The organism is Hirschia maritima DSM 19733 (assembly GCF_000378345.1).
In the GTDB taxonomy this organism is placed as follows: Bacteria; Pseudomonadota; Alphaproteobacteria; order Caulobacterales; family Hyphomonadaceae; genus Hirschia; species Hirschia maritima.
In genome coordinates this window covers 582,643-607,676 of sequence record NZ_KB899545.1, presented here as the reverse complement: position 1 = coordinate 607,676, position 25,034 = coordinate 582,643, and the positions used below count along the sequence as shown (strand labels likewise).

The 25,034-nt window shown below is 43.4% G+C and carries 24 protein-coding genes and 2 tRNA genes; 11 read left to right on the top strand and 15 right to left on the bottom strand.

The window, feature by feature from the left end; all coding sequences use genetic code 11:
- Positions 1-198: 198 nt before the first annotated feature.
- Positions 199-1,578, top strand: a complete 1,380-nt coding sequence (locus tag F551_RS0108240) for an amidohydrolase family protein (protein WP_018997024.1) — start codon at positions 199-201, stop codon at positions 1,576-1,578.
- A 113-nt stretch (positions 1,579-1,691) separates the two neighbouring features.
- Here the strand turns inward: F551_RS0108240 and F551_RS0108235 are convergent.
- The 10 genes from F551_RS0108235 to murA form a co-directional block, all read right to left on the bottom strand.
- Positions 1,692-1,766, bottom strand: a tRNA-Phe gene (locus F551_RS0108235).
- A 72-nt stretch (positions 1,767-1,838) separates the two neighbouring features.
- Entirely contained in the window at positions 1,839-2,030 is a 192-nt protein-coding gene (locus tag F551_RS0108230) for a DNA gyrase inhibitor YacG (RefSeq protein WP_018997023.1), read from the bottom strand.
- Positions 2,031-3,113, bottom strand: coding sequence for a ribonuclease E/G (locus tag F551_RS0108225; protein WP_026296735.1), 1,083 nt, complete (start codon positions 3,111-3,113; stop codon positions 2,031-2,033).
- Between the two features lie 6 nt (positions 3,114-3,119).
- The gene (locus tag F551_RS0108220) at positions 3,120-3,746 is read right to left on the bottom strand and encodes a Maf family nucleotide pyrophosphatase (RefSeq protein ID WP_018997022.1); all 627 of its coding nucleotides are present in this window, start codon (positions 3,744-3,746) and stop codon (positions 3,120-3,122) included.
- Positions 3,747-3,754: 8 nt separating this feature from the next.
- Complete coding sequence (gene infA / locus F551_RS0108215) at positions 3,755-3,973, bottom strand: translation initiation factor IF-1 (protein ID WP_015827604.1); 219 nt, start codon at positions 3,971-3,973, stop codon at positions 3,755-3,757.
- Between the two features lie 75 nt (positions 3,974-4,048).
- Complete coding sequence (locus F551_RS0108210; RefSeq protein ID WP_018997021.1) at positions 4,049-4,480, bottom strand: protein-tyrosine-phosphatase; 432 nt, start codon at positions 4,478-4,480, stop codon at positions 4,049-4,051.
- Entirely contained in the window at positions 4,480-4,962 is a 483-nt protein-coding gene (locus F551_RS0108205; protein ID WP_018997020.1) for a UPF0262 family protein, read from the bottom strand. The genes F551_RS0108210 and F551_RS0108205 overlap by 1 nt, the downstream gene beginning before the upstream one ends.
- Entirely contained in the window at positions 4,962-6,266 is a 1,305-nt protein-coding gene (gene hisD / locus F551_RS0108200) for a histidinol dehydrogenase (protein WP_018997019.1), read from the bottom strand. The genes F551_RS0108205 and hisD overlap by 1 nt, the downstream gene beginning before the upstream one ends.
- Positions 6,267-6,268: 2 nt before the next feature.
- On the bottom strand, positions 6,269-6,724 hold the full coding sequence (locus tag F551_RS0108195) for a DUF2948 family protein (RefSeq protein ID WP_018997018.1): 456 nt from the start codon (positions 6,722-6,724) through the stop codon (positions 6,269-6,271).
- A gap of 72 nt (positions 6,725-6,796) precedes the next feature.
- Complete coding sequence (gene murA, locus F551_RS0108190) at positions 6,797-8,062, bottom strand: UDP-N-acetylglucosamine 1-carboxyvinyltransferase (RefSeq protein WP_018997017.1); 1,266 nt, start codon at positions 8,060-8,062, stop codon at positions 6,797-6,799.
- Positions 8,063-8,387: 325 nt separating this feature from the next.
- Between murA and F551_RS0108180 the strand changes: the two genes are divergently transcribed.
- Positions 8,388-8,462, top strand: a tRNA-Thr gene (locus F551_RS0108180).
- A 210-nt stretch (positions 8,463-8,672) separates the two neighbouring features.
- Here F551_RS0108180 and F551_RS0108170 read toward each other — a convergent pair.
- From F551_RS0108170 to F551_RS0108155, 4 genes are all read right to left on the bottom strand, one after another.
- Positions 8,673-11,900, bottom strand: coding sequence for an error-prone DNA polymerase (locus F551_RS0108170; RefSeq protein ID WP_018997015.1), 3,228 nt, complete (start codon positions 11,898-11,900; stop codon positions 8,673-8,675).
- A gap of 2 nt (positions 11,901-11,902) precedes the next feature.
- A complete protein-coding gene (locus F551_RS0108165; RefSeq protein ID WP_018997014.1) occupies positions 11,903-13,336 on the bottom strand; it encodes a Y-family DNA polymerase in 1,434 nt (477 codons plus the stop codon).
- Between the two features lie 40 nt (positions 13,337-13,376).
- Positions 13,377-14,117: an ImuA family protein gene (locus F551_RS0108160; RefSeq protein WP_033404718.1), complete on the bottom strand. Its 741-nt coding sequence runs from the start codon at positions 14,115-14,117 to the stop codon at positions 13,377-13,379.
- A gap of 516 nt (positions 14,118-14,633) precedes the next feature.
- Positions 14,634-15,749: a beta-ketoacyl-ACP synthase III gene (locus F551_RS0108155; RefSeq protein WP_018997012.1), complete on the bottom strand. Its 1,116-nt coding sequence runs from the start codon at positions 15,747-15,749 to the stop codon at positions 14,634-14,636.
- Between the two features lie 215 nt (positions 15,750-15,964).
- On the opposite strand from F551_RS0108155, the gene F551_RS0108150 reads away from it, so the two are divergent.
- Together F551_RS0108150 and F551_RS0108145 are read left to right on the top strand one after the other, a co-directional pair.
- On the top strand, positions 15,965-17,680 hold the full coding sequence (locus F551_RS0108150; protein ID WP_018997011.1) for a S41 family peptidase: 1,716 nt from the start codon (positions 15,965-15,967) through the stop codon (positions 17,678-17,680).
- The gene (locus F551_RS0108145; RefSeq protein ID WP_018997010.1) at positions 17,670-18,044 is read left to right on the top strand and encodes a hypothetical protein; all 375 of its coding nucleotides are present in this window, start codon (positions 17,670-17,672) and stop codon (positions 18,042-18,044) included. Before F551_RS0108150 ends, F551_RS0108145 begins: the two co-directional genes overlap by 11 nt.
- 4 nt (positions 18,045-18,048) lie before the next feature.
- Here F551_RS0108145 and F551_RS0108140 read toward each other — a convergent pair whose 3' ends face one another.
- A complete protein-coding gene (locus tag F551_RS0108140) occupies positions 18,049-18,513 on the bottom strand; it encodes an Lrp/AsnC family transcriptional regulator (RefSeq protein ID WP_018997009.1) in 465 nt (154 codons plus the stop codon).
- A 132-nt stretch (positions 18,514-18,645) separates the two neighbouring features.
- Between F551_RS0108140 and phhA the strand changes: the two genes are divergently transcribed.
- From phhA to zwf, 7 genes are all read left to right on the top strand, one after another.
- Positions 18,646-19,545 carry a phenylalanine 4-monooxygenase gene (gene phhA, locus F551_RS0108135; RefSeq protein WP_018997008.1) on the top strand — a complete coding sequence of 300 codons (900 nt, stop codon included), beginning with the start codon at positions 18,646-18,648 and terminating at the stop codon, positions 19,543-19,545.
- 31 nt (positions 19,546-19,576) lie between these two features.
- The gene (gene hppD, locus F551_RS0108130; RefSeq protein WP_018997007.1) at positions 19,577-20,662 is read left to right on the top strand and encodes a 4-hydroxyphenylpyruvate dioxygenase; all 1,086 of its coding nucleotides are present in this window, start codon (positions 19,577-19,579) and stop codon (positions 20,660-20,662) included.
- A complete protein-coding gene (locus F551_RS0108125) occupies positions 20,662-21,213 on the top strand; it encodes a VOC family protein (RefSeq protein ID WP_018997006.1) in 552 nt (183 codons plus the stop codon). The genes hppD and F551_RS0108125 overlap by 1 nt, the downstream gene beginning before the upstream one ends.
- On the top strand, positions 21,213-21,845 hold the full coding sequence (gene maiA, locus F551_RS0108120; RefSeq protein WP_018997005.1) for a maleylacetoacetate isomerase: 633 nt from the start codon (positions 21,213-21,215) through the stop codon (positions 21,843-21,845). The genes F551_RS0108125 and maiA overlap by 1 nt, the downstream gene beginning before the upstream one ends.
- Positions 21,846-21,871: 26 nt before the next feature.
- Entirely contained in the window at positions 21,872-22,882 is a 1,011-nt protein-coding gene (locus tag F551_RS0108115) for a fumarylacetoacetate hydrolase family protein (protein WP_018997004.1), read from the top strand.
- Between the two features lie 4 nt (positions 22,883-22,886).
- Positions 22,887-23,192: a 4a-hydroxytetrahydrobiopterin dehydratase gene (locus tag F551_RS0108110; protein ID WP_018997003.1), complete on the top strand. Its 306-nt coding sequence runs from the start codon at positions 22,887-22,889 to the stop codon at positions 23,190-23,192.
- Between the two features lie 337 nt (positions 23,193-23,529).
- Positions 23,530-25,011 carry a glucose-6-phosphate dehydrogenase gene (gene zwf / locus F551_RS0108105; protein WP_018997001.1) on the top strand — a complete coding sequence of 494 codons (1,482 nt, stop codon included), beginning with the start codon at positions 23,530-23,532 and terminating at the stop codon, positions 25,009-25,011.
- Positions 25,012-25,034 lie beyond the last annotated feature (23 nt).

The window sequence follows — 25,034 nt, the reverse complement described above, 5'->3', positions numbered from 1 at the left end:
TTAGTCGTCTTTCTACAGTTTTACAAATTGGCTGTACTCTATTGTATTTACTGATGTTTAAAATGTTCAATTTCACATAATGTGGATTATGCGTTCTGGTGGGGGTTTCAAGCTAGTCGTAGACTAATTTTTCAAATACGGTGTCATTGGGTTTGAACGGTTCAAGATAATCTCTGCTAGTTTTAAAGGATGCCGATAATGCTACGTTTGATCGGAACTACTCTACTTAGTGTGATACTAATTGGGTGTGTGACTCATAACCCTCCCCCTGTAGAAGCCGATTACATTTTTGAAAACGTCAATATTATCCCGATGGATGTTGAAGTAGTTAATCCCAATCAAGCCGTTGCCGTAAGGAATGGTCAGATTGTTGCAATCGTAGATCAAGCTCAATCAAGTCATATACGTGCTTCCATACATGTAGATGGAAATGGTCGTTACTTGATGCCTGGCCTGGCTGATATGCATGTTCATATCCGATGGGACCCAGCAAAAATGTTCAAATTGTATTTGGCCAACGGTGTGACAACCGTATTTAACATGAGCCTTTCTGATGGAAGTGGGCAATATGACCACGTGGCTCTTCGTGAGAAAGTCCAAAATGGAGACATGCTAGGCCCAAGATACCTGATCAGTGGACCGCAATTACACAAAGAAGAAGTCCCTGACTTGGCAGCAGTCACATCGATACTGGAGCAGCATGAAGAGCACAAATATGACCTAATCAAAGTGCATGGTGATTTATCATCAGAAGTCTTTGATGCATTGGTCTCTGGCGCACGAAAACGAAATCTCCGAATTGGTGGTCACTCCCAACACAAACGGCCAATAAATGATTCTCTCCAGCTTGATATCTTGGAACATGTAGAAGAATTATTATATGTGGCTCCAGATGATACCTTTGTTGAAGCCAATGATTTGGAGAGCTTTCTCAAAGCTTACCGAGCAAATGTAGAGAAGCTAGCCAATTCTGAATATCGCACCTCAATCGCTAAAACTTTTGCTGAATCGGGCACTTTTATAGACCCAACTCTTATCGTTTACGCCACTCTTCCTATTTGGGCCGATGATGATCAGCTCCATCAACTTAGATTCAATGAAATGATGCGATTTCTACCAAAAGACGTAAAAGATTATTGGTTGAGTGAAGAGACCAACCCCTATCAAGAAGATGGGTTTCCATTGACGGTTCAGGAAATCAAACACAATTTCGAGATCATGCTCAAACTTACAAAAGATCTAAATGATGCTGGTGTTTCGTTGCTAACGGGCACAGATGGCTTTGGTACTCTTGTACCCGGGTTTTCGTTGCAACAAGAATTTGATTTAATGTTAGATGCTGGGCTTTCGCCATATGAAGTCCTACGAGCTTCAACAGTAAATGTTGCAGAATACCTTGGTGAACAAGAAATTTCCGGCATCATACGTCCAGAATATAGAGCGGATTTTATTCTACTGGATGAAAATCCTCTCACTAACATCAAAAACATATCGTCTGTTAGCGGGGTTTATTCATCTGGAACTTGGCTTTCCAGAAAAGATATAGAAAATATCTTTATGGAAACAGCGCACCGTTAAAAGTGTTTAGTTGTGGTGGTTCAACTTAATTAAGTCGGCAGCAATCTCCAAGTTTTTAAACATGGCGGCTTTGCGCTTTAATTTTTGTGGGAAGTAATTTTCAAACATTGTGATGGTGCCCGGAGGCGGAATCGAACCACCGACACGAGGATTTTCAATCCTCTGCTCTACCCCTGAGCTACCCGGGCACGAGCACCAACAACAATGTTGAGCCGCGATGTATAATCAAGTGAATTGAGTATGTCTACGGTTTATTTCAATTATATTTCATCATCCTGTGAAGAAGTTGAAATTGGTACATTTTCTGTCACTTCCAAACTGTTTCCAGGGATTACATAACTTCCTTTCATCCAACGATTCAGATCAACATCAGCGCAACGTTTTGAACAAAACGGTTTGTATTTGTTTTCTTCTGAAATTTTATCGCAATTTGCGCATTTTATACGTGACATTTATCTCATTCCAATTGTGTATTCTGTTTTACTCAAGTCATTGTCGATTTCAAATTCTACACGATTCCCAACTCGGTCAATGAGGCTGGTTTTCCAATCAAATGTTGGAGTCTCTAACCAGCTATGAATGTCTTGAGAGACCTGGCAAACAAAGAACCTTCCTGAATTCATCTTGGCTTCTGACTCAATGAGCTTGAACATGTTGATGACTGACCATTCGATCTCACCCAATGAATCGATGACAAATTCGATTGGTGAAAACTTGTGAGCGACACTTGCTTCCAACAAACCAAATTGAGAAATATTTCCCACTTGGCTTTTACGACCCAGAATGTGGTTGAGCTGGGTCTGAAATTTCTTCTGAACATCAATGTTGTGATTTTTGGCGGACATCTTCAAAAAATCAATGACGACTAATCCACCTAAGGATTTCAAGCTGATTGCTGAGCATATTAGCTCCAAAGCTTCAGTATTTGCAGAGAATGCAAAATTTGATCTGCTTCCCTTATTGATCCGGCTGCCAGCGTCGACATCGATCGCAATCAATGCCTTGGTTTTATCGATGTGAATATATCCTCCACCATTTAGTGCGAAGCTTGAAGAAAGAGCTTGATCAATAGCCTCAAACACAAAAGAAGGTGCTTCAGAACAATTTGATGATTTGATTACATTCACACCATGGTAGAATGGATCAGCATCAGAATTGGCCAGCAATCCGATTTTAGACTGTTCTCCAAGACTGGATCCAGCGGTCTCTAGAACAACTACGGCACTTTTATCCCATCTTTGTTCTGATTTTATTTTTATATCGACAAATGCCCCCTCAGGAGGACTATTTTTATTTGTTTGAAGGTATACCGGATGTTCTAGGCCAATGTTGACCAGACAGCCCTGTCCGCCTGGATCTTTCGATTTGATTTTACCTCGCCAAATTTGTCCCAGTTGAGGGACAATACCTTTTCGACTCCAAGGACAAAGATGCAATCTAACCGCTTGATCGTTTTTATTGTGTAGGACGCGCGCACGTAAACCTATTACGTCACAGACATATTCAGTTACATCTAATATCTCAACGGACGACATTGAGAGTCATCCTTTTAATCTGGGAACGTATCCCAATCCACGCAATGTTAAGTAGGTTTCGTAAAGTGGGAGTCCAACTATAGAAGTGTAGGATCCAGTTATATTGGATACAAATGTTGCAGCAAGCCCTTGTATAGCGTACCCGCCGGCTTTTCCGTTCCATTCTCCGCTTAATAAATAGTCGTTTTGTTCCTCTAACGAAATTCGTTTAAAGGTGACGCGCGTTTCAATAAGTTTGGTAACTTGTTTTCCAGATGGTGTTGCAATGCTCAGGCCTGTATATACTCGATGTGATCTACCTGACAATAATTCTAGGCATTGACGTGCCTCGGCTTCAGACTCTGCCTTTGGCAATGCTCTCCGGCCTACAGCGACCACTGTATCCGCTGCGATTATGTAAGAAGGTTCATTGGAAAGCTTTATAACTTCAGCACATTTTTCGTGAGCTAATCTCTTGGCTAACAAACGCGGCAATTCGCCCTTTAAAGGCGTTTCATCAATGTCCGCTGGTAGGATCGCATCAGGCGATATTCCAATTTGAGCTAGCAGATCACGCCGCCGCGGACTTGCACTAGCCAGTACAAGCCTTTGCGGCAGTGTAGACGTCTGATTATCAGGCGCTAATTCCGTCACAGAATGTATTATTTGAAACGGTAAGTAATACGACCTTTAGTCAGGTCATATGGTGTCATTTCAACTAGGACTTTGTCACCAGTCAGAACACGGATGCGGTTTTTACGCATTTTGCCCGCTGTATGGGCAATGATTTCGTGGTCGTTTTCGAGTTTTACGCGGAAAGTCGCGTTGGGAAGCAATTCAACAATTGTTCCTGAAAACTCTAATAATTCTTCTTTCGCCATATACTCCTCGATCGGCTACGCGTACCAGAATGCGGTTCGCAATAATATAATAAGGGCTTATAATCAGATTTTCATCTATTTTGCGAATCTATCTTTGATTTTCGCCAATAATTGATCTCTTACTTCGCTATACGCTGCAATTTTAGTGGCGCGAGCCCCTTTTGTCTGAGTAGCGTCGTATGTCGGCCAGAACTCTATGTCTACCGATTCGGTGCGAGTTTCTTGAATTGCGTAACTGTAGGCTTCCTCAGACAGGGTAATAATTAAATCGAAACTGCCTTCATCCAATTCTCGAAGAGCGCGAGGTTCATGAGTTGAAACATCAATGCCTACATCTTTTAATACAGCCGTAACGAAGATGTCTGCATCTTCTCCTGCATGAACCCCTGCTGATTGAGTGTAAATCTTTCCGTAAGTTGATTTAAGCAGCGCTTCCGCCATTACTGAGCGCACAGCATTAAATGTGCATAGGAATAGAACAGATTGAATGTCTGTTTGGTCGACCATTATACAGGGCCGCCTTTTTGGTGAAGTGCGCAGATCAACGTAAATAGGCGTCTTGATGTATCAAAGTCGAGTTGAACTTTGCCATCCAACCTTTGGGATAACAATTCAGACCCCTCATTGTGCAAACTGCGGCGCCCCATATCAATAGCTTCTATTCGTGTTGGAGACGAAGAACGAATTGCATCATGGTAACTTTGGCAAATTTGAAAATAGTCTTTGATTATCCGTTTAAACGGCATCAACGACATTATAAATTTCATTTCTTCAGCGCTTGGGTTTCTAATAGCGAAAACCAATTTTTGGTCCATCAACGACAGTGTGATGTCGTATGGCCCTGAAGGTTCAACCCCTTCCACTTTAAAGAAGTTATCTTCAATGAGGTCAAAAATAGCTACACGACGCTCGTGTTCTGCATCGGGACCTGCTGCTGATAAGGTTTCGTCATCCAGATGAATTGACGCTATTCTGTTTTTCTCATCCATTATTCCGCTCTGGGCTTGTTTGTGCGAATGGACACTGATCTCGCGTGTGCCGGTAATCCTTCGGCGAGCGCCAAAGTTTCGGCAGCTTCCGACAAAGCAGCGAAAGCATCAATCCCTATCCGTTGGATAGATGTTCTTTTCATGAAATCTAATGCAGAAAGCCCTGATGAAAAGCGGGCAGCACCTGATGTAGGCAGAACGTGATTAGAACCAGTCACATAGTCACCGAGTGCTTCTGAGGCATATCTGCCCACAAACATAGCACCCGCATGTTTGACTGATTCGACCAACTCTTCGGGATTTTCCACAGCAAACTCGACGTGTTCCGGTGCGATTACATCGACAAGTTTTGCACTTAAATCTGGGGGAGCAACAACGATTGCTCCATGATTATTCCAAGAAGTTGTTGCAGTTTCAGTCGTTTGAAGAGTTTTTAACTGCGAATCCACCGCTTTTGAAACCAAGTCAGCGTATTCTTTTTTATCAGTAATTAGGATGGATTGGGCTGCGGGGTCGTGTTCACATTGAGACAATAGATCCGCCGCGATCCAATCTGGATTGTTTTGATCGTCTGCAACGACAGTGATTTCCGACGGGCCGGCTATTGTATCTATGCCTACATCACCGAACACAATACGTTTTGCTGCCGCTACGAAGGCATTCCCTGGGCCCACGATCTTATCGACAGGTTTAATAGGCCCTGCGCCATAAGCAAGAGCAGCAACAGCTTGTGCCCCGCCTATGGGGTAATACTCAGTGATCCCTACTGTGATTGCTGCATAAGCGACAGCGGGGTTTAGAACGCCTTCTGGTGCCGGAGCGACCATAACCATTCGTTCGACGCCAGCTACTTTTGCTGGAATAGCATTCATGAGTACAGAACTAGGATAGCTTGCACGTCCGCCTGGGACGTATAATCCTACAGCTTCAATTGCGTTCCAACGCCAAGCCATATCTGCACCGATTTCATCGACATAACGGTGGGCTTTGGGGAGCTGCTCGGCGTGATAAGCTGTGATGCGTTTTGCGGCGAAATCAATTGCTTTTTTGACATCGTCAGGACATTTTTTAGCTAATTTTTCCAGCTCTACTTTGGAGCTGGAAAGTGTTTCATTATCGATATCAAGTTTGTCGAACCGAGTTGTGTACTCTACTACAGCGGCAGAGCCTCTCTTTTTTACGTCGTCAACTATGTTTTGTGCAACTGAGACGTCGGCGCTACCGCCGCCTCGTGGTTCTTTGATAAATTTACGGAATTCATCAAATTCTGATGGATTCTCGACGAGGTTAAATCGGCGTGCCATGATTAAGCTTTCTTGGGGTCTTTGTGCTTTGGCTTTTTTAAGGTTGGCCAGCTTGAATCGCTGTCTATTAGAGACACGTCCAAGCATTCAACTTCCAACTCCATTTCAATATTATTTGAAAAACTTAGATGAATTACACCATCCGGTTGTTCTTCATTGTTTTTTGTAAATGAAATGGCAAGAAGAGAAATGATTTCACTTGATGATTTAGAGGGAATGTTGCGACTTCGAACCTTAAGAACGCTATCTATTGCTAACATGGATAATGTACGAAAATAACGCTTTTTTGAAGACAGAATTTCCCAATTGAACCGGTTCATTTCTATTGCAAAACGACGGACCTTAGGCTGATAAGATAAACCAGTCATTTTCGCCAATCCATCCTGAGTCATGGATGAAATAACTTCTAGACCTTCATTGTCTTCGGCAAAGAGCCTAAGAGAAGATGGCTTTTTCATCTTACAGATCCGTTTCAAGTTTAGTCTTAGCGGTATGTTGCTAGACCATAATTACTTGATTTTTGCAATTCTCTATTCAGTTTCCCGAATAACTTTACCGCCGCACGCTTCAAGCTTTTCTTCCAGGCGTTCGAAACCGCGATCCAAATGATAGACTCTGCTAACTGTTGTGGTTCCTGTTGCAACTAGTCCTGCAATCACTAGTGAAACGGATGCACGTAGATCCGTCGCCATCACAGGGGCGGCTTTGAGTTCATCAACGCCGGTTACAATTGCCTCATTTCCTTTAACTTGAATTTTGGCTCCAAGACGAGATAATTCAGGCACATGCATAAAACGGTTTTCGAAGATATTTTCTCTAATAGTTGATTCGCCGTCTGCGGTAGTCATAAGGGCCATGAATTGGGCTTGTAAGTCCGTTGGAAAGCCTGGGTGTGGCGCAGTGTTGATGTCGACGGGCTTTAATCGGCCCTCAGCTCTCTGGATGCGCAGGCCACTTTCTTCTGGCATTGCTGATACACCGGCTTTTTCTAAACTCTCAATCATAGCGGAGAGCCCTTCGACGGGCGCATCTCGCAATAATACATCTCCGCCGGTAGCAGCCACTGCCATCGCGTATGTACCCGCTTCGATTCGATCAGCCATTACTAAATGTTTGTGACCGTTTAGCTTGCTAACACCTTCGATTTCTATTGTGCTTGTGCCTGCACCAGAAATCTTGGCTCCCATTGCGTTTAAGCAATCAGCTAGATCTTCTATTTCAGGCTCACAAGCTGCGTTTTTAATCGTTGTGACCCCTTTAGCGAGTGTCGCGGTTAGCATTGTGTGCTCAGTCGCGCCAACAGATGGAAAAGGAAATTCGATTTCTGCCCCTTTGAGACCACGAATTGCAGCGGCTTTTACATAGCCCTCTTCAATTACAATGTCTGCACCCATAGCTTCGAATGCTTGAAGGTGAAGGTCTACAGGTCTTGCGCCGATTGCACAGCCGCCTGGTAGCGACACAGTCGCGTGGCCTTCTCGCGCGAGTAAGGGGCCTAGTACATTAAAGCTAGCTCGCATTTTTCTAACTTGTTCATACGGGGCGATAGTTGTTTTGAGCGTCGCTGCATTCAAGTGACAAGTATTTTCACCACGAGGCCAATATACTTCAACACCTAACGAAGCCAAAAGTTCAGAAAGGAACCGAGTATCCGCCAGATTTGGCATGCGGGAAAGCACTAAGGGTTCATCCGTTAATAGGCATGCTACCATTAGCTTTAGTGCTGAATTCTTAGCCCCAGAGATGAGTATCTCACCTTTTAAAGGGCCGTTACCTGTAATTACGAGTTTGTCCATAAGGGGGACGTAAGCCTAAATTCAAGGCGCAAACAAGGCGCAGTTAAGGATATTCTATCCGGTTTATTCATCAGTTGTGCTCGAAGAATTTGGTCGATTAGTATTCTGCATTTTTTTCGTTGCAGCTTTCCTACGTCTCAAATTGGCGCGTAGTGCCTCCGACAACCTTGCTTCTTTGGTTGAAGGCGGAGACTTTTTCGCATTTTTTTTGTTTTTCTCACACATGATTTTACCCTCTTAACCATCTTAGCCCTTTTCTTCAATGATTAGATAAGCTATGCGATTGCCTCGCTGCAGAATATTTTGATCTTCAGCGTTTAAAAGTGCCGTCGTAGCTCAGTGGTAGAGCGCATCCTTGGTAAGGCTGAGGTCGGGAGTTCAATTCTCCCCGACGGCACCATTTACTTCAACTAAGCACGAAAAATCATCTAATATCCTGAAGGGTAATGTGGTTTGGGGAGTTCTAAATCCATTTTCTCGACAGTATTCTAAATGTCTCGGAACGGCTATTTTTAGCACCAATTTTTGAAGTTCAGTTTTTTCATTCCGATGTACGCTATTTCCATGAGCCGCATAAACTGCGTGTCTTAATTTAAATAAGTTTATTCCATTAATGAAAATCTCGGCTTGTTGGAATAGCTCGAACATTACGCGGATGTCGCGCAATCTCCGACTTTAATGCATAGACAGGCCAATTCTTCACTTCCCCATCTTTAACGCAAACATTTTGTGTATCTTCTGTCAGGAACTCCAGATCAAGTGTACGGTCTATAACTTCTTCCGCGAGAATATGCGTTACATTATCCGCTGTTTGCACACGCCCCTTCACAGCAATAAGATAAGCTCCCATCACGACAGGTCGAAAACGTTCCATCACTTTGGGCCACACAATCAAATTAGCTACGCCTGTTTCATCTTCAAGCGTTACAAAAACAATACCTGATGCCGTACCGGGCCGTTGACGCACAAGTACAATACCCGCCACCATCACGCGAGACCCGCTAGGTAAGTCATATATCTCTTCGGTCGTACGAATACCTAATTTCTGATATCTCTCCCTTAGAAACGAGACCGGATGAGCCTTCAAGGACAATCGCGTAGAATGATAATCTTGAATAACATGCTCAGACATTGGCATTTTCGGAAGTTTAACCTCCGTTTCGTTACCCTGTTCTTTTACGTTCGAACACGCAAATAATTGCGTTGGTACGTCCTGTGTTTGTCCACGTATCGCCCATAACGCTTCACGTCGAGCTAATGCCATTGACCGGAATGCATCAGCGGCTGCTAGTTTCTCTAATACATTTCGCGGCAAACCCGTACGCTGACGTAAATCTTCTGGTGTTTCATATCCTCCAGCCCGCAAATCTTCCAGAATTTCCACCTGCGCTTCGCTCATTCCATCTATTTGCCTCAGCCCCAAACGCACAGCAAAACGACCGTCTTCTTTAGGTTCTAAGATATTATCCCAATTGGAATAATTTATATCAGCTGCACGTACTTCCACATCATGCTCACGTGCATCGCGGACCAATTGAGCAGGTGCATAAAACCCCATAGGTTGAGAATTTAATATAGCTGCACAAAAAACTTCTGGATGATGACATTTCAGCCAAGAAGATATGTAAACCAGCAAAGCGAAACTGGCAGCATGGCTTTCTGGAAATCCGTAATCTCCAAAGCCTTTCACCTGATCAAAACACGCTTGCGCAAAATCTGGTTTATATCCACGCCCTACCAACCCATTGATAAATTTATCTTCGTATAATCCCATCGTTCCATTACGCCGGAACGTTGCCATAGCTTTGCGTAGCCCATTGGCTTCATCGGCTGTGAACTTGGCCGCATCAATTGCCACTTGCATGGCTTGCTCCTGAAACAACGGAACCCCCAATGTGCGTTTGAGGATGTTTTCAAGTTCATCAGCGGGGCCATGTTGAGGCGCGGGAGATGGATAGCTAACCTTCTCAATACCTTTTCTACGCCGTAAATAAGGGTGCACCATATCCCCTTGTATGGGGCCAGGACGCACAATCGCAACTTCAATCACCAAATCATAAAAGGTTCGTGGCCTTAAACGTGGCAACATGCTCATTTGAGCACGACTTTCCACCTGAAACACACCTATGCTATCGGCTTCGCATAGCATGTCATACACAGCTGAATCATCTTGTGGCACACTCGCCAAATTATAATCCAACCCTTTGTAAAGCCTGAGCATATCAAAGCATTTGCGAATACAGCTCAGCATGCCGAGCGCCAGCACATCCACCTTCATAATACCTAGTGCATCAATATCATCTTTATCCCATTCAATAAAAGTGCGATCATCCATCGCTGCATTACCTATAGGAACAGTCTCAATTAATGGTCCTTGCGTAAGAACAAAACCGCCTACATGTTGAGATAAATGGCGCGGAAATCCGATCAATTGCCGCGTGAAATACAGTACACGGCGAATAGTTTCATTGCGAGGATCTAGCCCGCTTTCACTTGCCTGTTTATCCGATATGGTTTTGCCATATGCACCCCAATTTGTTTTCGCCAATGCAGTCGCAACATCCTCACTCAGTCCAAAAGCTTTACACACCTCACGCACAGCCGAACGCGGGCGATAGCTAATCACAGTGGCAGTTAACGCTGCTCGATGACGTCCATAACGCTCATAAACATATTGAATCACTTCCTCGCGACGTTCATGCTCAAAATCCACATCAATATCAGGTGGCTCCTTACGCTCGCGGGACAAGAAACGATCAAAGAGAAGATTATGAACTGATGGATCAACGCTGGTCACACCCAGACAATAACACACGACTGAATTCGCCGCAGATCCGCGCCCCTGACATAAAATATCCTGCTGACGCGCCCATTTCACAATATCATGCACTGTTAAAAAGTATTGCGCGACATTCAGTTCACCAATGAGATCCAGCTCATAACTCAAAGACTTTTGGACTTTCTCCGGTACTCCTTGAGGGTAACGCCATCTCGCTCCTTGCCATGTAATATCAACCAAATGTTCCTGCGGGGTTTTACCTTTAGGTACCGGTTCATCAGGATATTCATAGCGCAATTCATCGAGAGAAAATTGACATGCATCTACAACTTTATGCGTATTTTTGATTGCCTCCTCAAAGCCTTTAAAGAGACGCATGATTTCTTCCGGTGGTTTAAGGTATCGCTCGGCATTAGCTTCAAGCAAATAACCTGCTTGATCTAGTGAAACATGCTCTCGAATACAGGTCAGAATGTCTTGTAACGGACGCCTATGGGGCGCGTGATAAAGTACATCATTTGTGGCGAGCAATGGCACATTATATTGACTTGCCAATGCATTTAACCGCGCAAGTCTTTCTCGGTTCTTACCACCATGAAGATAAGTTGCCGCGACATACAATTGCGTGGAAAAAACTTCTGTGCATGTCTTTAATTTCTGCTCAAAGTCTTCATCCCAATTTGCAGGTGGAATAATAATAAAAATCTGCCCTGCACGCTTTGCAACCACATCATCAAGTGAAATATGACATTCCCCTTTAGGGGCACGCATCTTACCTTCCGACAGTAAATGCGATAATCGCCCATAAGCGGCTCTATCTGTTGGATAGCATAACAGGCTGATACCATCGTTGAGTTCCAGACGCACACCTGAAAGCAATCGCATACCATGTTCTTTGGCTGCGACATGTGCCCGCACAACACCCGCTAATGTATTTCGATCAGCAATACCAATCGCACATAAGCCTAGCGCTTTAGCTTGTGTAACTAACTCCTCAGCATGGCTGGCACCGCGTAGGAAAGAGAAATTCGTTGTAACGGCAAGTTCAGCATAAGACATATTCACGTAAACATCCCATGCACATACCATTGAGGTGGTCCGCCGCGATTATCATCATAAAGTCCATTTCGATAAATCCAGTAACGATAGCCTTCTTCATCCTCTATGCGATAATAATCACGTGCACGCGCACCCTTCTCTGACAATTTCCACCATTCCGGCGCGATCCGTTCTGGGCCGTCTGCGCGTACTATTTTGCGCATGACACGTCGCCATATCAGACGCGCTGGTGGACCATCTGGTACCTCAGCCATCACCTCTACATGCTCTGGTGTTTCAAATAATCGTAAAGGCCGTGGTCCTGCGTTAGAAGAGACGCTCTCCTCCTTCATCAAGGATGTGTCAAATTTTGCAAAGCTTTCCGCTCGCTCTGGTACGTGGCTTTGATAGAAGGTTGGCATTTGCACCGCTTTTTCACCCAAGCGAACGGCCAGTCGATCAGCAAGGCGTATAAAAGCCTCCTCATCAAAATTTCCAACCATCTCAGCAGATAGAGGCCTCGCATCATGATCCAGACTTTCAGTCCGCGCGGCAGCAAGCATAAACATATCAATGCCAAAACCGGGATTGATTGTATCTATATGCTCTTTCAGTAGCCGCTTGATATGCTTTGTATCTCGCACAGCGTTGGCAGATGACACACGAATGTGAGAACTTTTTCCATCCGTACAAAACGCATAGAAGTAAAAATCACGTGCACCTACGCCATGATTATTTAGCTTGCGACAAAGTTGAGACAAAAGCTGATCTAGCGCATATTCAACACCTTCTTGTGCTGCTACAGGTTCGGGGCATGGCAAACGCATGACCCATTCAGGCTCTGCAATGGTAGGCTTTATAGGCTCATGGCGTATACCTAATGCCTGATCCAATCTCAGCACCACGGCATCCGCTGCTTCACGCGATGCAAACCTCCGCGCCAATGCTTTGCGATTCAATTCATAAAGCTGTCCAATACGCGTTAAACCAAATCGTCTCAATAATTGGGTAGTCGGTTCAGATAAACGTAAAGCTCTTGTCGGCAGGCCTGCCAAATCTTGTTTTTCATCTCCAGAACATGATATGAAGGCATGTTCCCGTTTTGTTGAAAATCGGGCTAACGCATGTGCAGCGCCTAACGTATCCGCAATAGCAATGTAAGATGCATACCCATTGTCACTCAAACGCGCCTGGACCAGCTTACCCAAAGAGGCTTCATCATCAAATAAGTGATTTATACCCGTAACATCCATCACAATGGCGTCGTCACTAATAACACTGACACGCGGCGAAAAGCGTACCATCCAATTTGCAAGCTTTTGTAAAGCTAGTCTATCTGCATCTCGGTCTATTTCTTCAAACACAAGGTTTGGTGCGCGTGCGCGGGCATCAGTGAAAGCTAATCCAGCGTGAATATTTAACGTTTGAGCTATGCGATTAGCTACTACCACACGCACACCATGTGTTCCTCTTTCAACTAGAACAAAAGGAAGGAGTTTAAGCGGTTTTTCTGAATGGGACGGCCTCTCTTGTAATTTTTGACATTTTTCCCTTCTCAAGCGATCCAATGCCCATGCGGGAAACCACACATAAAGATAGCGTTTCATCATCATACTCCAGATCGAACACCTCACCGACATGTTCTGGCGCAAGACGACATCGCTCTAATGTAGCTTGCCATCGAGATTTTCCCACCCCTTTGGTGTCATATGGATTTAAAGCTGAAGGCTGCGTACTGATCCGCCATTGGGTTTCGCATGCGCTAATGCCCTCACGAGTATGAGGCATAAGCAACACAACAGGCACACCATAGCGTTCACTTGCTAATTTTAGACGACGTGTTGCGGTGAAATCAGCTTCATCCACTTCACCGATCACCAAACTCACAGTGCCAGACTTTATTCCCTCTTCAATCGCCCAAAGTGCATCCATACGTTTGGAGGTTTTGACATGCAGACAGTGTGATTTTATGTGCTGAAATGCAGCGCTTCCACTCTTCAATATAGTCCCATGTTCTTGAGCAATCCGGTATTGTCTAACCCATAAAACCGCACCTTCGGATTTGACATTTGTCAATGCAAACCCCGTTATAGCTGTCATATCTCCAAACTCATGCGCTATACATTCATGGACACCAATTTGTCCAAATCCAAAGGGGAAATCAGTCGCCTTTTCTGTATTAGAAACTGATCTTGCTAAGGACACTAACTGGTCTGATATATGGGATGGGATGGCCATTTGTTCTATCTTTGTTCTTTTTTTGATAAGAGTCAAGTTAGAATAATCGGCACAAATCTCTACGACCTATTCGAGGCAAGGAGGCAGGCATCATGGCAATAAAAAAGCATTGCGTGTTTTCCATTGAATCCGTTGGCTCCCAACGCATTTAAGGGTGATTGGGTGCCTATCAAATTTTGCGGGATTATATTATGCACATAAAAAATTGAAATAATTAATATTAAACAGGTGCTTATTGTTTTACTAAACATTTAAGGTGCAAAGCTTCTCAATTTATGATCCGCAACATGTTTATCGTTATCTCTCATGAGGGTGGAACGTAAAATTTTTAGTTCCACCCTCATGCATCGCCTTCAGAGAGCATTGAGTTTAAATTTCAAGTATCTAAACTTTTGTTTTAATCTCCTCATCCCATTCTTCGAGCGTAAGCACTAGTTGCTCGCATTACTCAGGAGTTTCAACTTATAATTTATCAGGGCACTATTCTCAAAATGAAGTATCAATCTTGGGTAATGACTATGACTTTCTGACGAGAATCAGACCCGCACTATAACCAGCTCCAAATGAACAAATAAGCCCAATGTCTCCGGGCTTGAAATCGTCATTGTGCTTGTCAAAAGCAATGATGGAACCTGCCGATGATGTATTTGCATATTCATCTAACACAACCGGAGCCATGGTTGGATCGGCGTCTTTTCCGAGAACTTTTTGCGCGATGAAATTATTCATGTTGATGTTGGCTTGGTGAAGCCACATCCGTTTTAGGCTTTCTGGGGGGATATCGTTTGCCGCAAGTTCTTTGGTGATCATATCAGCTACCATAGGGACGACTTCTTTGAAGACCGATCTGCCATTTTGAACGAATAATTTGTCGGGTTTCCCAACTCCGTCGGGAGCAGTTCGATTTAAGAAACCAAAATTGTTTCTTATATTATTGGAAAATTCGGTGACCAGTTTAGCGCTGATGATTTCCCAGCTGTTAGGCGGTGCGATATCTTCAGATTCTAAAAGAACCGCCGTAGCAACATCACCAAATATGAAGTGACTGTCACGGTCTTGGAAGTTTAAGTGCCCAGAGCATATTTCTGGGCTACATACGAGAACAGATTTTGCCTGACCGCCGGCTATCAGGCCTCTTGCTGTTTCGATACCAAAAGTTGCGGAGGAACAAGCGACATTCATATCAAAAGCAAAACCGGATGTTCCTAGGTATTTCTGAACTTCAATAGCAATAGCTGGATATGCACGTTGGAGATTCGAGCATGCCACAATTACAGCATCTACCTCTTCTGGAGCGCGGCCAGCTTTTTCTAATGCGTCTCTTCCCGCCCAAACTGCCATCTCGGCCAAAACAGATATCTCTTCATTAGATCTTTCTTTGATTCTGGGTTCCATAATTTTAGGGTCCAGAATTGGGTCCTTTGAAAGAACGTATCGAGCTTTGATACCTGATGCTTTCTCGATAAATGCCGATGAAGATGGATTAAGTGGTTCTGTTTCACCATTTTCGATCGAGATTGCGTTTTCAGTATTAAACTGTTCAACATATGCGTTGTAACTTCCAACTAACTCGTCATTTGAAATACTGTTTGGTGGAGTCCAGAGCCCAGTAGAGCTGATACGTGCTGTCACAGAAATCCTCACTTATAAATCGTTTTGTTAATTACCTTATCGATTTTACAGACCATATCCAGTATTGATTGAGGTTATCTTTTGGAGGAAAGTCAGTAATTGTCTTAATTTTGATGAAATTCGCCCTAGAGTGGTTTGTTGGTGATTTCTGGGTTGATAAGTTGTAAGTTGAGATTTTATTATGATTAGCTGGATTTGAGTTGGGGATTGATTTTATGTTATTGAAACGAAGTTTACTAAATACATTTGCTTTAGCGTCGTGTTTTTCATTGTTTGCTTGCGGAGGTGGTGGGAGTTCCCCCGCCGCCCCTCCAGTATCAGTCGTACCCACGCCAACCCCCACCCCTACACCAACACCGACACCTGAGCCCGGATCAACATGGACAAGTGGTGTGTATGAAGCGGCGTCCTTGTTTAAAAGTAAATGTGAATCCCCGCGTTCTGGCTCAGATATTCAAGGGAATGTTTTTCCTGATACTCAGGGAGAGCGCTTTGATGAAAAAATGTATCTGCGTTCTTGGACGGATGAAACATATCTTTGGTTTGATGAAGTGGCGGATCGGGACCCTAATCAAACAGAGACAGCACAACAATATTTTAGTTTCTTAAAAACAAACGAAATATTGGCGTCAGGAAAACCAAAAGACGATTTTCATTTCGAGCTAGATACTGCCCGAGTGTTGGAGTTAAGAACTTCCGCCGCGACCGCAGGATATGGGGTTCAATATGGATCAACCGAAGTAGCGGGAATGATCACCCAGTATTTTGTCGTTTACAATGAACCTAATTCCCCAGCATCTGCAGAGTTAAATGGTCAAGTGCAGCTGCCAAGAGGAAGTTTTATAGTTGGCGCTGATGGCGTTCGCATTGACGGATCTTCAGCAAATCCACCTTCACAGGCAGAAATGAACACTTTTTTTGATGCACTGCAGCCTCGTACAGCTGGAGAGACTCACACACTAATTGTTAGAGACGCCGGAGCGACGGATACTCGTGAGGTGACGATAGTTTCTGAGGATGTCTCTGAAGCAGCAGTCAATAGATCTAGCGTGATTTCAACTCCCACTGGGAATGTCGGATACATCCTATTGAATACTTTCGGTACTTTCGAGGCTGAGGCCGAAATAGCTCAAGCATTTGAAGATTTAGCTAGCCAATCCGTAACGGATTTGATTGTTGATTTAAGATACAATGGCGGCGGTTTTATCGATATCGCGTCTCAGATGTCATACAGTATTGCGGGTGAAGCTAATACCGCGGGAAAAGATTTTACCAGAACTAATTTTAACTCAAAAGCTGGTAATTTGGATCCGGTTACGGGACGTGTGAATGTTCCAACTCCTTTTCATTCATCGACTCTGGGCTTCTCTAGTCTTCCAACAAATACACCGCTGAGCAGCCTAAATTTGTCGCGCGTGTATGTGTTGGGTACAGAACGGACATGTAGTGCAAGTGAGTTGTTGATCAATTCATTACGCGGAATTGATGTAGAAGTCTTTCTCTTTGGTCCAGAACCAACATGTGGAAAACCATTTGGATTTTATTCTCAAGATAATTGTGGAACAACTTATTTCTCGATTCAAATGCAATCTGTAAATGCCAAGGGCTTTGGTAGTTATGAGCACGGTTTCGTGGCTGACAATTACCAGTCACCTGACGTTTTCGGTGATTTTGCTGTAGAAGTACCTGGCTGTGAAATTGATGATGATTTTTCAAATGAGTTGGGAAATGATCAAGAAGCAATGCTTCAGACAGCTTTATACTATCGAGAAAACAATGCCTGCCCTGTCGCGTCTGTATCTTCTTCAGATAATAATGGCGATGGATTCCAAAAAACAAATTCATCAGAAACTCATTCTCAAATTGAATTATTAAAATCTGACGAAGAAGAGCTGATTGATAATGCAATGGTATTCAATAATGTTCGGTAGAATGTTGAAACCCGTTGTTGGGATAACAATTCTGACCTGCATTGTCGCTTGCGCAAGTGGTCAGGGAGATAGTCAAGTGGAAACTAAAGCAAGGATTTCCAATTGGAATTCGAGTGTCCAGCTAGAAGTAAAGCGTGCGATAGCTGAACATTTAAGTCGTACTAAAATAAAGCTCGGCGGTGTGGATGTGGACAACGCTCATATCATACCTGTTCTTCCAACTGGACTTTCAGAATACGATGGTATGAGTTTCTCAAAGCCAGAATTGTTCTATGTTTTTCTCGAGAATGACGCGTGCATTCTTCGAAACGAATTACAAGATATTCGCATTGCATTGCCAGGAATAAGGTGTCTGCCAGCCTAGCAAACTAGATTGCAAGCTCCGTTGTGTACTTTACGCAACGGAGTGCGATTTGGGAAGATGAACCAGAAACACTGGGGTGAGCGAGGATTTTATTCATGTGCAATGCCTCGAAACCCGCAACAGAATCTGTTTGAACAGTCAACGTATAATCATATGAACCTGTCATAGCATAACAGGTTGTGATCTCGGGGATGGTGGATACAAAATTCTCAAATTCTTTTCGCGCGGATGCTTCATAGCTTACCATGTTTACTTGTACTATCACGCAGACTGGAAGACCTACTACGTCCGCATCAAGCAAAGCTACACGCTTTTTGATAGCCCCTAGATTTTCAAGATCATTTATCCGCCGCCATAGTGATGACTGGGACATACCCAAACTTTCTGCAAGTGAACGACTGCTGGAAGCACTGTCATTCTGGATGGCTCGAAGTACGCTCTTGTCTGTTTCGTTGAGTTTTGATGACATGAATTGTTTTCCCATATAATCCTGTTAATTAGAATAAATGTTTTGCGATAACTTGCAATACCCTGAATTATTGGTCAGATTTTTCACAAGATTCTGGTACTCTCTTCAATAGATATGGGAGGAGAATTTCAGATGGAACAAACGATCGACATTAATGATAGTGTGACTTCTTCTGAGATGGAGAAAAACCGTTATTTCAACGCTCAGCGTGCACCAGATTATACCATTGACCAAGACTGGAAGAGTTATTCTCCAGAGGAGCACGACCGTTGGGATAGGTTGTTTTTACGGATGCAGGAAATACTTCCAGGACGCGCTTGCAGTGCATTTGTTAAGGCAATGAACGAATTGCAGCTCTCAGCTTCCGGTATCCCAGATATGGAAAAGTTGAGTGACCTACTTGAGCCAATCACTGGTTGGCGTGTCGTGCCTGTAGCGGGTTTAGTTCCAGATGACGTGTTCTTCGATCACCTTGCAAATCGACGTTTTCCAGCCGGTGCTTTTATTCGTCCCGAAAAAGAGTTTGATTATCTACAAGAGCCAGATATTTTTCACGATATATTTGGGCATGTACCTATGTTGGCAGATCCTACCTTTGCTGACTTTATTCAAGCATACGGAAAAGGTGGGCAAGCTGCACTAGAGCGTGGTCAACTTCACAATCTGGCGAGAATATATTGGTACACTGTCGAGTTTGGTCTGATTGAAGAAGATGGCGATTTGCGTATCTTCGGTGCGGGGATTTTGTCCTCTCCGCAGGAAAGTAAGTTCTGTCTGGAAGATCATTCTCCAAATCGAATTCGTTTTGACCGCGAGCGCGTTATGAGAACGAATTACATAATTGATGATTTTCAAAAAACTTACTTCGTCATTTCAGACTTCGAAACACTACTGAAAGATTGTTATGAGGACTTCACAGGGGTTTATGAAAAACTCGTGGGTTTGACCGATCTTTCGCCTTCAGACTTAATTCCAGAAGATCACTTAATCCATCGTGGAACACAAAAGTATTTTCTGGATAAGCAAGCTTAAATCAACACAAATAAAATACGGGAACTTCACCATGAGCGATTTGTTTGAAAATCCAGCCGGTCTAGACGGGTTTGAATTTATTGAGTTTAGCGCGCCTGAAAAAGGTGTTTTAGAAAAAGTGTTCACCGCAATGGGGTTTACTCATGTTGCGACACACCGAACCAAAGATGTTCACCTATGGAGACAGGGTGGAATTAACATGATTGCGAATTATGAACCAAAGTCCCCTGCTTCATACTTCGCTCGCGAACATGGGCCTTCTGCTTGCGGTATGGGGTTTCGAGTGAGAGATGCCCGTAAAGCTTACAATCATTTGTTGGAGCAAGGGGCTGAACCAGTTGAGTTGGAAACTGGCCCAATGGAATTGAGAATTCCTGCAATTCGAGGAATTGGCGGAGCAGTAGTGTATTTAATAGATCGTTATCAAGATGGTCTATCAATTTATGATATTGATTTTGAATATCTAGAAGGTGTTGATCGCAACCCTGTAGGCGCTGGGTTCAATGTCATCGATCACTTAACGCACAATGTTTACGGCGGCCGCATGGCGTATTGGGCTGACTATTATGAGCGCTTGTTCAACTTCAAAGAAATACGTTATTTCGACATTAAAGGCGAATATACCGGCCTAACATCTAAAGCTTTAACCGCACCTGATGGTAAGATCAGAATTCCGCTAAATGAAGAGGCTGAAGGCGGAAAAGGTCAAATTGAAGAATACCTCCGCGACTTCGGCGGTGAAGGCATTCAACACATAGCATTTAGCTGTGACGATCTGATCGGATGTTGGGATAAGCTAAAAGCTATGGGTATTCCATTCATGACAGCTCCCCCTTCTACATATTATGACATGATTGATGAGCGTCTTCCTGGGCATGGTGAACCTATAGATGAATTCCGTACTCGCGGTATCTTGCTTGATGGAACAACTGAAGGTGGATCTCCTCGATTGCTGCTTCAAATCTTTTCAGAAACTCAATTGGGACCTGTTTTCTTTGAATTTATTCAACGCAAAGGCGATGACGGATTTGGAGAAGGTAATTTTAAGGCTCTGTTTGAATCGATCGAGCGCGATCAGATTAATCGCGGAGTCTTGAAAGTTGACGAGGACGCGTAATGACCGTTGCACCAAATCTTCAGGGTTTTCATCATGTCGCATACCGCTGCAAGGACGCTAAAGAGACTGTAGAGTTCTATCAAAAGGCGCTTGGTATGACCTTTCAGTTGGCTATAGCAGAAGACCACGTCCCCTCTACGGGGGCGTATGACCCCTACATGCATATCTTTATGGAAGCTGGGAATGGAAATGTGCTTGCATTCTTTGAGTTGCCTGAACAACCCATAATGGGAAGAGACAAGAACACTCCTGAATGGGTTCAGCATATTGCAATGCGTGTTGAAAGCTTGGATGCGTTGTTAGCAGCTAAAGTACACTTGGAGAGTTTAGGTTTAGATGTATTGGGGCCTACGCATCACGGCATCTTTAAATCTATATATTTCTTTGACCCCAATGGGCATCGGTTAGAATTGGCGGCGGATATCGGGACAGAAGATCAAATGCGTCAATTGAAACAAGTTGCTCCTGAAATGCTTGACGAGTGGAGTAAGACCAAAAAAGCTCCTCGACATGCTGCTTGGCTTCACGAGAAAATTGAGAGAGAAACCTAGTGCGGTTATATACGTATTTTCGATCGTCGACATCCTATCGTGTGCGCATTGCTCTAAATTTAAAAGGTTTGAGCTACGAACCAATTTTTGTGAATCTCAAAGATGGTGAGCAAAAACAAGAAGGTTTTCTGAAAATCAACTCCGCAAGTGCGTTGCCGGTTTTGGAAACCTCTGATGGTCGGTTTACGCAATCACTAGCGATAATCGATTATCTGGAAAGTAAACATCCTGAACCATCATTCTTTCTTTTGGACGTCATAGAAAACACGAAGATGAAAGAATTGGCGTATGCAATATCTACCGATATTCATGCGATCAATAATTTGAGAGTATTAAATTATCTGAGTGATGAGCTGCAAGTTCAACCTGAAGAAAAAACTCTATGGTATTGTCACTGGATAGATGCTGCTTTCGAGCCGTTAGAACACAAACTGAGTGAATTAAAAGGTTTTAAGAAGCTTCCTTTCGGAAAACCCACCCTATTCGAAATTGTTTTGATTCCTCAGGTTTATAATGCTCTTCGTTACGATGTGGAGAAGTCCAAATATCCTAGAATAATGGATATCTATAATTGTTGTCTGGATATTGAAGCGTTTAAAAATGCATCGCCTGAAATCCAGCCCGACGCTTAATAACCTATGTTCCCTAAGAGAAATAAATGAAACTAGCTACATTAAAAAATAACACGCGTGATGGTAGACTTGTTGTCGTGAATAAAGCTCTGTCACATTATGCTGATGCGGGGCGGATAGCGCCTACTTTACAAGTGGCGCTAGACAATTGGTCTGATGTTGAAGAGACTTTGCAAAACCTTTCTGACAAGGTTGAAGAAAGTGAGGTTGAACTTCACGTATTTGATCAGAGTCAATGTGAGAGTCCTCTTCCTCGAGCTTACCAGTGGGCTGATGGTTCTGCATATATCAATCATGTTGAGCTTGTGCGAAGAGCCAGAAACTCAGAAGTTCCAAAAAGCTTTTATTCTGACCCTTTGATGTATCAAGGTGGATCTGATTCCTTCTTGTCACCCAAAGACGACATTCCATTGGGAGACGTCAAATGGGGGTGTGACATGGAGGGGGAAATAGCAGTTGTCACTGATGATGTTCCGATGGGAGTTACTGATAAAGAAGCAGCGAAACACATTAAATTAGTGATGCTGTGTAACGATGTATCTCTACGTGGATTGATCCCAGCGGAACTTGCAAAAGGGTTTGGTTTTTTTCAGTCAAAGCCGCCGAGCGCATTCTCCCCTATTGCGCTCACGCCTGAAGAGTTAGGTGATTTCTGGCAAAATTCTCTAGTCCACCGTCAGTTGGAAGTTGATTACAATGGAAAACCATTCGGACGTGCTTGGGCTCAAAAAGAAGCAACATTCAATCTCGCACAGCTTGTTGCACACGCTGCAAAAACACGTCCGTTGTGTGCTGGAACAGTAATTGGTTCAGGAACAGTATCTAACAAAGATGACAATGGAGGTCCGGGGCGCAAGATCGAAGAAGGTGGTCTTGGGTATTCCTGTATTGCCGAAATACGCATGATTGAAACGATTGCAGATGGAGCGGCTTCTACGAGCTTCATGAAGCCAGGTGATATCGTCAAAATTGATATGAAAGATGACGATGGTAATTCAATTTTTGGCTCGATTGAGCAAACAGTGAAGGCAGTGTGATCCAATGGCTGTTCAGAAACTAACTGAAGAAGAAACAAATAAACTTCTTCAAGATTTTCCGCGGTGGAAGCTGTCTGATGATAGAAGTGCAATTAATGCAAGCTTTGCATTAAGCAACTTTGTTGAAGCGTGGAGTTTTATGTCGGCAATTGCTATCGTTGCTGAAAAGCAAGATCATCACCCTGAATGGTTCAATGTATACAATAAAGTGAAAATAACGTTGACTACTCATGATGCATCTGGACTTAGCGAGCGGGATAGAAAACTCGCCAGTTTCATTGAGGAATTAGCAGAAACTTTTAAGGTTTAATCCTACATCTACTGACTTACAAAGGGGCGTGTTCGATTAGAATGCGCCCTTTTTTTACATAAGTGTAGAATTCTTGATCAAAATGTCTTTTTAATTTCATTATGGCTTTCGGCGTATGGTATTTTTTTGATTGGAAGTGCTTTTGAATCGTTGATTCAAGATTTAAGTTCCAAAATTGGCAGGACTGTACTTTTTATATTTTTGAATGTATACCATCAAAATGATAGCGCGATCATTTTTGGTCGAATTTGGCTGTTTAAGGGTTTCGTTCGTATAAAAAATGCGTATAAGACCACCAAAATACATCCGACTTACGGAATAAAGAGTGAGAAATTTGATGGCAGAGTTCATTCCAGTAGACCCGTTCGATATCGTTATTTTTGGCGGTACTGGCGACCTTTCGAAACGAAAGTTAATACCTGCCCTTTTTCACCGTTTTAAAGATAACCAAATACCTGAGACATCGAATATTGTTGGGACTGCTCGAAGTGAATGGACGCGCGACGAGTTTATCGCTTTTGCGAGACAAGCCTGCCTTGATGCTCAGCAAGGGAAACTTGACGATACCAAGTTCAACAATTTTGCTAAATTACTTCAGTACGTTCAGATAGATGCAACAGACTCAAAATCTAATTGGGCGGATTTGAAAAAAAGCGTAGCTAACGATGATCGTGCGCGAGTATTTTATTTAGCTATGGCCCCGCGCCTGTATACGCCTCTTTGTAAAAACTTAGGCGACAAAGGTTTAGTTACACCTTCTTCTAGAGTGGTTCTTGAAAAACCTATCGGTCGCAATCTCGAAACAGCAAAAGAAATAAATGAAGGTGTTGGGAAGGTCTTTGATGAAGAACAAATCTTCCGCATCGATCACTACCTTGGGAAAGAAACAGTTCAAAACCTGCTAGTTCTGCGGTTTGCCAACATGTTGTTTGAGCCTTTGTGGAACAGAAACACAGTAGATAATGTTCAAATCACGGTCGCTGAATCAGTTGGTTTAGAAAGTCGTGCTGATTATTATGACAATTCAGGTGCTTTGAGGGATATGGTACAAAACCATCTTCTACAATTGCTCTGTTTGACGGCTATGGAACCGCCGAATTCTTTAGATGCAGATGATGTGCGCACTGAAAAGATAAAAGTTCTAAGAGCTTTGAAGAAGTTTGATGTCGAGACTGCCAAGGAACACACTGTTCGTGCTCAATACCGCGCAGGTACAATTGATGGAGCAACGGTTAAAGGCTATAAGGAAGAACTTCCTGAAGAGAAAAAAGATAGCCGAACAGAGACTTATGTTGCCCTAAAAACGGAGATTCAAAATTGGCGCTGGCAAGGTGTACCTTTCTATTTGAGAACGGGAAAAAGATTGCAGTCGCGTCAATCTGAAATCGTTATTCGATTTAAACCTGCTCCACATTCCATCTTCGGTCCGCAGGCTGGTGGTTCACCGAATAAATTGATTATAAGATTGCAGCCAGATGAGGGTGTACATTTATTTTTGCAAATCAAAGAACCTGGTCCTGGTGGACTTAGATTGAAATCCTTACCACTCAACCTATCTTGGGCTGATAATTTTATGGTAAGATACCCTGATGCCTATGAGCGTCTTCTCATGGATGTAGTACGCGGAAACCTATCATTGTTTATGCGTCGCGATGAAGTTGAAACAGCATGGAAATGGGCGGATTCTCTTCTTGCAGCTTGGGCAAAAGACGAACGCCCCATAGAGAGTTACCCCGCCGGAAGCGACGGTCCCTCTTCCGCTGACGTGTTGTTGGCCAAAGATGACAGATATTGGAAGCGTCTCGATTCTGCCGAATAGTATTGACCCCGAAATTGGATAAC